At 37.7% G+C, this 10,662-nt stretch carries 9 protein-coding genes; 1 reads left to right on the top strand and 8 read right to left on the bottom strand.

Going from position 1 to position 10,662, the window contains the following annotated elements; translation table 11 throughout:
* The 3 genes from QQS35_RS16800 to QQS35_RS16790 form a co-directional block, all read right to left on the bottom strand.
* A partial coding sequence (locus QQS35_RS16800; protein ID WP_285931612.1) for an IS1182 family transposase occupies window positions 1-1,110 on the bottom strand: 1,110 nt, incomplete at its 3' end.
* A 396-nt stretch (window positions 1,111-1,506) separates the two neighbouring features.
* Entirely contained in the window at window positions 1,507-3,315 is a 1,809-nt protein-coding gene (locus QQS35_RS16795; RefSeq protein ID WP_331490817.1) for a YhgE/Pip domain-containing protein, read from the bottom strand.
* A 58-nt stretch (window positions 3,316-3,373) separates the two neighbouring features.
* Window positions 3,374-5,464: an efflux RND transporter permease subunit gene (locus tag QQS35_RS16790; RefSeq protein WP_285933386.1), complete on the bottom strand. Its 2,091-nt coding sequence runs from the start codon at window positions 5,462-5,464 to the stop codon at window positions 3,374-3,376.
* A gap of 171 nt (window positions 5,465-5,635) precedes the next feature.
* Here QQS35_RS16790 and QQS35_RS16785 point away from each other — a divergent pair, with 171 nt between their 5' ends.
* Complete coding sequence (locus tag QQS35_RS16785) at window positions 5,636-6,142, top strand: TetR/AcrR family transcriptional regulator (RefSeq protein WP_331490816.1); 507 nt, start codon at window positions 5,636-5,638, stop codon at window positions 6,140-6,142.
* A 155-nt stretch (window positions 6,143-6,297) separates the two neighbouring features.
* Here QQS35_RS16785 and QQS35_RS16780 read toward each other — a convergent pair whose 3' ends face one another.
* From QQS35_RS16780 to QQS35_RS16760, 5 genes are all read right to left on the bottom strand, one after another.
* Window positions 6,298-6,495, bottom strand: coding sequence for a hypothetical protein (locus QQS35_RS16780; RefSeq protein ID WP_285933384.1), 198 nt, complete (start codon window positions 6,493-6,495; stop codon window positions 6,298-6,300).
* 74 nt (window positions 6,496-6,569) lie between these two features.
* Window positions 6,570-7,328, bottom strand: coding sequence for a sporulation protein (locus QQS35_RS16775; RefSeq protein ID WP_285933383.1), 759 nt, complete (start codon window positions 7,326-7,328; stop codon window positions 6,570-6,572).
* Between the two features lie 296 nt (window positions 7,329-7,624).
* Window positions 7,625-8,296 (bottom strand): ABC transporter ATP-binding protein, encoded by a 672-nt coding sequence (locus QQS35_RS16770; RefSeq protein ID WP_285933382.1) that lies wholly within the window; start codon window positions 8,294-8,296, stop codon window positions 7,625-7,627.
* Window positions 8,289-9,425: an ABC transporter permease gene (locus QQS35_RS16765; protein WP_285933381.1), complete on the bottom strand. Its 1,137-nt coding sequence runs from the start codon at window positions 9,423-9,425 to the stop codon at window positions 8,289-8,291. The genes QQS35_RS16770 and QQS35_RS16765 overlap by 8 nt, the downstream gene beginning before the upstream one ends.
* Window positions 9,422-10,645, bottom strand: a complete 1,224-nt coding sequence (locus QQS35_RS16760; RefSeq protein WP_285933380.1) for an ABC transporter permease — start codon at window positions 10,643-10,645, stop codon at window positions 9,422-9,424. The genes QQS35_RS16765 and QQS35_RS16760 overlap by 4 nt, the downstream gene beginning before the upstream one ends.
* Window positions 10,646-10,662: the final 17 nt, after the last annotated feature.

The raw sequence follows: 10,662 nt of genomic DNA, 5'->3' as shown, positions 1-10,662 counted from the left end.
TTTGTCTACAGTCGTATTGCCTTGACTACAATACCATTCATCCGAATCTTTATTATAGGTATATTCGCTTTCATCTATTCTGTATACGGAGTGACTTACTGGTATATATGCCTTCGCCATTGTTTCTTCTATAACATTCAGAATTGCCTTTCTGAAATAGGCCTTGTCACCGTAGACTTCTTCCACCTTCACACCAGATCGCTTTGTTTCTTCCAACATTTCTTTGGCATAACTTCCATCCATATAAGCACCATTCGCGGTTCGAACAGATGTAATAATTCGTTCATCTGTTGTCATGACAAACTCCGTTTTATAACCATAAAAACCTTGGGTTTTACTTTTACGACCAACTCGTGCATCTTCATCAATGAGAGAACGCACTCCTTTTTGATGCATAAATTTAGGGTCAGCAAGAATATCTTTTGCCTTTTGAATGATTTCTGACGTTTTTGATTCTTTCTCAGAAGTCTTTTCTTCTGCTTGATCAATCACTGTTTCCAAATAAGCCTTCATCACAGCTTTCGCTTCGTTGTGGTCCTCAATTTCTTTATAGTTAGGTGCCGATGGCACATTTTCTAACGGTTTTCCTGTTTCTTCTTCGTAGGTCTGCATAATGTTTTTACCCAAATGTTTCATCAGACGCTCTGGGGTTTTCTTAATGGTGTTGGCTTCCATATGTGTGGCATCTATACTTACACTCTTTCCCTCAATGATGCCTTTATCTACACATTGCTTAACAATTTCCGTAATCATCTCATCAAGGGATCCTTCTACTAAACGCTGTGTTCTGAACTTCGAAAGCAGACTTTTATCAGGAAGATCGTCCTCAGGATTAATACCGATAAAGTACATATAAGCTAAATTCAAGCTGGCTTCTTCGATAACTTTCTCGTCAGATAAATTATAGAGATGTTGCAGAAAAAGAAGTTTGCACATCAATTCCGGCTCTTTCGCCGGTCGTCCAAATTGCTTACAATAACTGTTCTCTAGTAATTTATTGATAAAGCTAAAATCTACTACAGTTGAAATGGTTTTAAGTATATGATTTTCTGGTATTTTACTATATAATATAGAATGAAGACTTAATTGTTTTGGCTCTAGTCGAAGCATAGAAAAAACCCCCTAATGGTTTGGTATTTGGTCATACTAATTATACCATTCAGGGGGTTTTTTCTCGTTGAATTATCGCGAAGTTTTGGTGGAATTTATTAAATTTTAGTAAATTTGAATAATTGAGTTAAATTCGTAGACTTTTTCACTGGTCCCGGACGGTTCTCTGCTTCCTTGATACCTGTTATTCATTTGAAGTCTTTATTAATATATTTTTTAAAACTGAAAATGGCATTAATGGAGGATTAATGGTGGAGTTTTTTATCTTAAAAAAAAAATAAAAACTACAAGATTATAACCATTAGATGGCTATTAGATCTTGTAGTTCCTGAATTCTAAACAATCAAATACTTCCGGATTTATAGGGATTAGGAAGCAGAGAACCGTCCCCTGCTTCTATTTAAAAAGATCCATCAAACGTTCCCAGAATCCCTTTTCTTCTTCTACTTCCTCTTCAGTAGATTCTTGTTCTTCTTTCTCAATACTTTCTGTACTAATCACAAACTGTACTGAGTTTATCTTCTCTTTTTCACCTGAGACAAACGATACGGCATTGAAATCAGATTTATCGTATTCAGCAATCATCTGATCAACTTCCTTTTGCATTTCTTCAGGCATATCTTTGGTAGATTCATATAATGTGTCTGTACCGTTATCAAGCTCATCTACACCAGATTCTAGTTCACCAGTTCCACCTGACAACTCTACGATTCCAGAGTGGACGTCTTTATATGAATGGGATAATTGAGCCACACCATCCGTATAGCTTACAAGTCCACCATGAAAATCTTTATAGTTAGCAGACATTGTCTCCAGTCCACTCTGCAATTCCGCTAAAGACGCTTTGATATCCATGCCTTCTAGTGAAGAAGCAATCTCCGTCGACATCCCGTCGACTGTGTTTGCCATTTCCGTAACTGAGCCACTCACTTTTGTAAGCGTTGGTTCCACAGCAACGAATGCCTCATTCACCTCGGCATAGGTTCCTTTTGCCTTGCGAGCAGCGGTATACGTCTCGACCAATTGATCAACGACTTCTTTATTTGCATCACTTTTCTTTAATTCTTCAATCTCGTCAGGTGTTATCTCATGATCAGGAATTGCCATCATAGCTTCATCTAATGCGCTATAAGCTTTTGTGTAGTTCTCATTTAGTTTTGTTAATCCATCTGCTGTTTGGTGAAGTCCATCTGCTAATTGCGAAAGTCCTTCAGGAAGTTCTTTCAAATCGGTTAAATCCATCTCACCTAAGCTCTCACCAAGAGAGTTACTCATCTTAGCTAGACCTTCATCAATCGATACAGAAGCATTAATCAGTCCGTTTGATGCTCCGTTAATATCCGATATTCCCTGTTTAAACTGTCCAGACCCATCTCGCAAGCCCGCTACACCGTTGTTTAATTCGGAAACACCGTTATTTAATTGCCCAGTACCGTCACTTATCTCTTTAATTGCATCGGTTAATGACTTCATTTCCCCAGTCATTTCATCCATATCTGGCGCTTCAATCGACATCGATTGTGGAACGGCTGCTATTTCCATGCCTTGCATTTCGAAATCAACCGCATCCGCCTCAATGCTAAGGTCACCTTCTTGTTCAGGCATTACGGTAAATGTTACTTGTTTGTTTTTACCTGCATTAGCAACCATTCCATCTTGAGTCTTGATGTTGTTAAAGATTTCAGGTTCTAGGTTAAGCGATATTTGTAATAGATAGTTTTCAACAAATGCCTTATCAACACTCTCATTGGCAGACGTATGGATGTTAATTTCTACATGTCCGTCTTTACCAGCAAGTTCCTCTGGAGCTATTTCCTTCCCATCTAATAAGTAGGAAATCTTAATATTCCATGGTAATTGTGCATCATTTTTATTCCCTTGATAATAAAATTTACCCTCTGGTGCGGTAAATTCGACTGTATCACCTGTTTGTTCCATTTCCGATAAATCAGTTAAATTTTTCAGATTAGAATACGTACCTTCATCGACAATGGTTCCTGCTTTCACCACATCTAAAATATTTACGATATAAATCTCTTGTTTTTCACCAGTGGCACTAAGCGTCCCGTACACTACCTCATCCTTTGTAGCATATTCTCCTGATGGATCTTCCGCTGCTATACCCTTGTTGGGAGACACAGTTAGAAATGACGGCAAGACAAGAACAGTAGCCATAAAGACAAGAAGTATTCGTTTTATTCTCATTATCATTTCTCCTTTATTAAAACTTTCATTCAGCCGGGGCTTTGTTCCATCCCACGAATTATTTTTTATGAAAATTTGCTTTCCAAGTCGTTTTTTCAATCACTTTATCAAACACTAAAAGCATGGCAGGAAGGAAACAAACAACCATAATAAACGCAAGTAACGCTCCCCTTCCAAGCAATAATCCAATTGATCCTACAATCGGATTCGTTGACGTTATCCATAAAATAAAGCCAACACTTGATAAAATCGAAGCTGAAATGGCAATCGAAAATATTTTCTCACCGATTGTTTTCTTAATGGCTTCTAAAGCTGTCATTTCCCTTCGATTCTCTTTATAAGCTTCCATGAGAAGAATCGCATAATCGACCGTTGCGGCAAGCTGTACGGTGCTGACAATCAAATATCCCACATAAACCAAAGGTGAATCTGTAAAGTAAGGAACAGCTAAATTAATCCATACTGCAGATTGAATCGTAAGTAGCAGCACGAGCGGAATAGAAACTGATTTAAATGTCACCAACAGCACAAGTGCAATCGCGATAATTGTCAGCAAGTTTACAACTGTATTATCTTTTTGGACAACCTGTTTCATATCATATAAAGTTACACTCTCCCCGAGGGAATAAGCATCATCACTATAATAGTCAGAAGCTGTCGCCTGCACCGTTTCAACTAATGAAAAGGCCTCGTCACCTTCTGCTCCTGCGTCCGTATGAAGAATGATTCGACTGTAATTTTCTGAATAAAATTGCTCGGTTATTGATTCGTCCAAATACTCCGGCGGAATTGCCGAACCGACTGTATTGACATAAGCAAGCACACTTGTCACCGGCTCGAGCGTTTCTAGTTCTTGTACAAGCTCTTCTTCCTTGGCGACATCCCCTCTTGGAACGAGTAACACCAAGGGAGTATATTTTCCAAATGTCTCTTCGACTTTAATTTGGTCACTACCAGCCCGCGTTTCCTCTGGATGCCCCCCAGTCCCGTAAGTAAAAGTCGTGTTACTCTGTGCTAAAAATGCCGGAACAACTAGCAGGAATACGAGTATCAATGCAGGTATTCTTATTTTAACAACACTATTACCGATTTTTCTTATACTTGGAAGCAACGGTTTGTGCTGTGTTTTATCAATCCATTTATAAAATAAAAGCGTTAGTGCTGGTAAAAATACCATCACACTTACGAAGCTCAACACAATCCCTTTGACAAGATTTAATCCTAAGTCAGAACCAATCTCAAAGTTCATGAATGTTAATGCCATAAAGCCAAAAAAGGTCGTCGCTGCACTAGCTGCAATCGCAGGGAACGATTTTTTAATGGCGAGCGCCATCGCTTCATTAGGATCCGCCATTTTTTTCCGGTAATCTGAAAAACTATGCAGCAAGAAAATCGCATAATCGAGTGAGACCGCAAGTTGCAGGATTGGTGCAACCGATTGGGTTACAAAGGAGACTTCTCCGACAAAAATATTTGTTCCTAAATTAATCAGAACGGAGACTCCAATCGCTGTCAGGAAAAACAACGGTTCTAACCATGAAGTTGTAGAAATGACTAAAATTAGAATAATAATTGGGACTAACAATGCCGCTGCATACATCGATTCGGATCCAGCCATTTCTTGAGAGATAGCCGTATCAAGCGCCTCTCCTGCCATGGCATTTTCCTCACCAATTAATTCATAGATTTCATTGGTTATTTGTACCTCTTCACCATCTCGAATACTGAAGGAAATAATCGCTTTTTCATCCTTGTAATAGGTTTCAACCGTATCCTTATCAGCTATTTCTAGCGGGGTTTTTATATCAATCGCATCATCTAACCACGTTACATTGTTCACTCCATCAATGGCTGCAAGCTCTTCTTTAACTTGGAGTGCCTCTTGGACCGTAACGTCGTTGATCATGACTCTTGTATTTGCAACAGAGCCATCAAACTCTTCTTCCATGATGTCCATTGCAGTTGTTGATCGCGCATCATCTGGCAAGTAATCTACCATATTGTAATTGACCGACACAAAAAATTGCGCGATAGAACTGACGACGGCAATAATTATAAAAGTAATAACAACTGACTTTTTATGTTTTAATATTCGTGCTGCTATGTCGATCGAAACCATCCCCTTCTTGCATTGATTTACCTTTCCCATTATAATGACACCGTGTTGGATATTCAACAAACAGTTTATTATCATGTGTTATTTTCACAACACAAACGTTATTTTTGTTGGATAATTGAAAAGAAAAAGAGGTGTCAGCGTTTGCATTCTAAGCTTGATAGACGGAAAAAATATACGCGAATGGTTTTGAAGGAAAGTTTAATGAAGTTGTTAAAAGAAAAATCCATTTCAACTGTGACAGTTAAAGAAATATGTACACTTGCAGACATCAACAGGTCAACATTCTACTCTCATTATATGGATCAGTTTGACCTTCTTAATCAAATAGAGGAAGAAATTATCGCAGATATGAATGAAACACTTACGTCCTACAATTACAATCAAGATGACCAAACACTACAAATGACAGAAAAGATTGTTGAATACGTGGCAGAAAACAGTGATGTTTGCACAACGCTATTTAGTGAACATGGGGATTCAGGATTCAAGAAGCGCGTGATGATGGTCGCAAGTGATCACACGGTAAAAAATTGGTTATCCGCCTATCCAATCGATTCAGAAATCTCCGAATATGTAAGTATATTCACAATTAGTGGTAGCATTCATATTTTAGAAAATTGGCTAAAAAATGGAATGGATAAAACACCAAAGGAAATAGCCGAACTCATTAACAACCTCACCAATAAAGGACTATCTTATTTGCAGTAGGAAGCAGGGGCGGTTCTCTGCTCCCTTTTATACTAGAGGGATTGCTCTTTTTGATATAAAAAAGCCTATCCACAGTTACAGGATAGACAAATTATTGTTTAATTAGTTCCAACACATTCATTATTGCTTTAAATATTTCATAATGGGAGTCAAAACTAATCACTTCCGCCTCCACCATCTCCTCCATCAAAAAAGTCGTGATTATCATCCGACAAAGAATGATAGCTATTGTTTGACGAATTATGGTTGTGGGAATGTATATCTCCACTTTGATAGTTATTGCCTGATCCACTAACACTTTTTATGAGTATCCCAATAATTACACATACTGAGATAAAAATAACAACAACCATTTTTTCAGCTCCTCTTAGAAAGATTTGCGGCTTAATAAGTTTTTACCTTATAATCTTTTTCACCAAGATATGATTTAAATGAATTGCCTAATCGTATCTCTTAATCTATCAGCAACATAGGCTGTGCCTTGTTCTAATTCATTATGTGAGAGAGTGAGTCTTGTATAACTCTCATCCATCTCCAACGCTTCTGCAAAAAATCCACCGATACCCTTAGCGCGACGATCTACTTGAAGAACTAATTCCACCTGATTAGAGGCTAAAAAGAAATACACCTCTAACTCATCCAAATCTGCCCTAAACTCTCTACTCGGACGGAATTCGAATTCCTGTATGTAGTCATACCTTTTCGAGTATTCCATATCCACTTTGTATAATTGAAAGTCTAATTCATTTGTTAATGCATCTAATACAGTCCGCATAGTTGGGTGAGCTTCTACAGAGAGAAAATCTATATCTTTTGGATCTATTGCTGCTGGCACATCTAAACCAGTCTGAATCCAAACTTTTGTACGTCCTAAAGTTGGAGGCGTGTTCAGTGGTAAGGTAAAGTTAAACTCTACTTCACGGTTTTCCCCTGCTCCAATTGTAAAAAAATCGGCTAAGGCGAACTTTTCCAGCACAACTTTTTCATAGAATTTCTTGTCGTCTCTTTCTCTAAGCGCTTCTGTCATGACATAAAGATAAATTCGGTCAACTTGCTGTTCAGTATTCCCACCTTGCATCACAACTTTTCCACTAAAGATCTCACCAGGTATTAGCTTGTCATCATCTAACTGTGTATCAATCTTTGTATTACCAATTCCAACACTTGCTAGCCATTTTTTTAGCATAAACCATCCTCCTTCATGATAAATACAGATTATCTCTGCCAACACGTTAAATTCTCTTTCTTTCCCAGTATATACGACACATCACAATAATAAGTTTCAATTTTAACTATTATACTTTTCGACAGCATTCTCAAAAAAACAGGCGGTGTCTAGTACCTCTCTTTTTTGTCACTTCAAAGTATTATGTAAAGATGTGAATAATAAAATATTAGTTTATTCGTGTCTTTTGTTCTTTTAAAACTAATAAAAAATAGAGCCTTGTATCAAAAAATACAAAAGCTCTAACATTACTAAGACTATAACACTTGCACTAGCTTTCCATTCTCTTCAAGTAATTCCTTATAAAAAGGGTCCTCACCAATACAGTAAACGCGGTCACAGAAGGACAGTATTTCTTCCATATCATGCGATGTATAAATAACGGTCTTTCCTTCATGTTTGGCTAAACCATGTAAATAGCTACCAATTTCTTTTCTCGATTTTAAATCGATCCCAACAGTTGGCTCATCTAACAAAAGGATATCTGGATCATGAATAAGGCTAATCGCGATATTCAATTTCCGCTTCATCCCACCAGATAGCGACTGCGTTTTTTCCTTCCATTGTTCAAGCTTCATATTCTGACACAGCTGGCGCAGCTCTGCCTTGGACTTTTTCTTCCAAGATAACTGTTCGAAGAAAACCATATTCTCCTCTACTGTGAAATCCTCCCATACCGCAATATCCTGTGGAATATAACCAATTTTCTTTCTAACCTTCTGTAGATCTGAATCGTAGCTATGATCATCAAAACTAAGGTTGCCCTTATCGGGAGAAATAAGTGTAGCTAGTATATTAAGTAAGGTTGATTTACCAGCTCCGTTCTCACCAACGAGACCTACAACTTCTCCCGGATTTATTTGAAACGAAACATCTGATAGCACTTTTTTCGAACCATAGTGCTTCGATAAAGCTTCGACTTTAAGCATAGGCCTTCTCCTTTCTCCAATACCAAATAAAGAAAATTATGAGTAGAACAATCATCCAGCCACTAACCATATTCCCTTCTAAAAAGGCTTGGATTGGACTTAAGTAGGTAATCCACGACCAGTCCTTCGATAATCCATCAATCGGAATCAATGCCCCTCCAATAATAGCCATAAAAAGGGTAACAGGTATGACTGCTATATAGTAATAAAAGCTTGTTTTGAAGCATTGTGCAAATAAAAAGGCAGCCATACACATCGTCAGTCGAAACCCAATCATCGCCAACATTTGTGAGCCCTCTACCGGTTGATCAAAATAGACGACTAGTACACTAGCATTAATCAAATCAAATAGAATAAATAGTGCTAGATAAATGCACCAATTCTTTAACAAGTATGCTTTAAAAGAGAAACGAAGCAGAGAAAGCCTCACTTTAATACGCGATTGTTTCTCTTTAATTACCCAATCAAAGATAAAAAAGGTGGTAAAGAAGGCAAATAAGGACCAAACACCCCATATATTCCACAAGGAAATCTCCTTGGTTCCTTCAATAGGATTTTTCTGATTATAAAAAGAAAAACTGGAATGTAGTAGCGACTGTTCTTTACGTATTTGATTACTTGTCTCAACAATTTCTTCCCACGTCCAGGTCATCTCTGTATCGTATTCTGCAACCATCTCTTTGATTGTAAGTGCCGCTTTTGAGCTTCCTGCATCCTGTTGTACATATGATGCAACCGTTTCTTTTGCTGGCATATAAGCAATTGACATATCAGAAGAATAAGCTGTGATGACCTCATTCCGATTATTTTCCTTTATATTATCTTGGTATCCATCCTCAATAACAAACACACTATCTAACTCATGTTGTTCAAGCTTTACTAGCGCTTGATTCTTATCCATTCTTTCAATTTGAAGAAGTGACGTACTTCCGATCGATTGGACTAACGCTTCTGCCATTGTGGAGTCATCCTCCACGACCAGTCCAATAGGAATTTTCGTGTCCTCCTGCCACTGATCGGCTACTGTAATAAATACTGCTGTTGCTAAAATCGGTAACAGTAGCCATACAATTAAACTTAACCATTGTTTACGCCAATGCATCCACCTTGTCATCAGTATAGATTTCATGATTCTACACGCTCCTTCCACATGGAGCAGGCAATCAACAGGCATAAACTAGCTGCAGCTATCAAGATTAATACCATATAATCCGCATACAGCCGTCCATCAATCGCAACTTCTGTTAACCACTGAAAGGCTTGGTTTGAGAAAAGATACGGCACCACTATTTTTACTTTTTCCGGAAAATATAAAGAAGGTATAATCGCTCCACTAAGGAACAACACAAGTCCTGTGTAGCAAATCTGTGTAATCAAGGATACTTTTTTAGATGAAAATAAAAGGTCAATTAATGCCAATCCAATTAGAAAAATCACACTATATAAGCTGATTAAGATTGCAATACGAAGGTAATCATTCCAGTAAAATTCTATATCCATCACTGAAATAAACAAATAAAACCCAACCATTGCAAGGAGAAGCCCGTAGAATAGAGAGACTAATATACGGGAGGTTATTCTTTGTAATAGCGTAACTCCGTATAACTTCATCCTGTTCCACATCGCCGATCCTTCTTCTTTTCCTAATAGGATATACATTCCAAGCATCCATATCGTAATCAATACAAACCATCCAGCAAGTGAGTAATAATGAGTGGGAGAAGACGTGGTTAAGTTCGTAATTTCTTCTTCATGAACTGTTTTATCTTTGGATAGTGTGTAGAGCATAAACTGACTAAACTGTTGAAAAAGCATCTCTTCTCTTTCCTTTTCCTCCATAGGCAGCTGCTTTGCATATTGGTTAATGGTAAGAATATTCGCCTGCGCAGATGCAATATACCGTGTCATACTGTTAATTAATTCGTTAATTATATAACTTTCCACTGGGTTATTGGAATTTCCGATTATCGGCACTTCAACGGAACGACCTTGAAATAGATCTGCTGTAAAATTCTCTGGAAACGTAATATAAGCACTAACTTTATCCGTATCTATCGCTTTTTCGGCTTCTTGTTCGGTGTATTTTTTTATATGTATAAAAGACCCAAGTAAGGTGGCATCATCAATCATATCTACAAGCATTGTTGTCTCGTCCGACCCATCTAAATCGACTAATCCTATTTCGATTGCCTGTTCTTCTTCCGGTAGAAAAAAGGACACAACAACAAAAAAGCACAAGCCTATGATGAGAATTGGAAACAGCAAAAGAAGAGGAAGAGACTTCCACTTCTTTTGTAGCTGTTTTTGATATTGTTTAATAAAAAAGAAAGTTCTGCTTACACTAACCATGCTAAACACTTCCGTTC

This window comes from Aquibacillus rhizosphaerae (assembly GCF_030282825.1).
GTDB classification, from domain to species: Bacteria; Bacillota; Bacilli; order Bacillales; family Amphibacillaceae; genus Aquibacillus_C; species Aquibacillus_C rhizosphaerae.
Note: the sequence above shows the minus strand (reverse complement) of the source record. Positions and strands in the feature narration are given on the sequence as shown.

What these genes read in the sequence shown, in the direction of transcription:
- QQS35_RS16770 (WP_285933382.1), bottom strand. Translation starts at nt 8,296, where the DNA reads ATGCTTAAAGTCGAAGCTTTATCGAAGCACTATGGTTCGAAAAAAGTG.
- QQS35_RS16765 (WP_285933381.1), bottom strand. Translation starts at nt 9,425, where the DNA reads ATGAAATCTATACTGATGACAAGGTGGATGCATTGGCGTAAACAATGG.
- QQS35_RS16775 (WP_285933383.1), bottom strand. Translation starts at nt 7,328, where the DNA reads ATGCTAAAAAAATGGCTAGCAAGTGTTGGAATTGGTAATACAAAGATT.
- QQS35_RS16785 (WP_331490816.1), top strand. Translation starts at nt 5,636, where the DNA reads ATGAAGTTGTTAAAAGAAAAATCCATTTCAACTGTGACAGTTAAAGAA.
- QQS35_RS16790 (WP_285933386.1), bottom strand. Translation starts at nt 5,464, where the DNA reads ATGGGAAAGGTAAATCAATGCAAGAAGGGGATGGTTTCGATCGACATA.
- QQS35_RS16780 (WP_285933384.1), bottom strand. Translation starts at nt 6,495, where the DNA reads ATGGTTGTTGTTATTTTTATCTCAGTATGTGTAATTATTGGGATACTC.
- QQS35_RS16795 (WP_331490817.1), bottom strand. Translation starts at nt 3,315, where the DNA reads ATGAGAATAAAACGAATACTTCTTGTCTTTATGGCTACTGTTCTTGTC.
- QQS35_RS16760 (WP_285933380.1), bottom strand. Translation starts at nt 10,645, where the DNA reads ATGGTTAGTGTAAGCAGAACTTTCTTTTTTATTAAACAATATCAAAAA.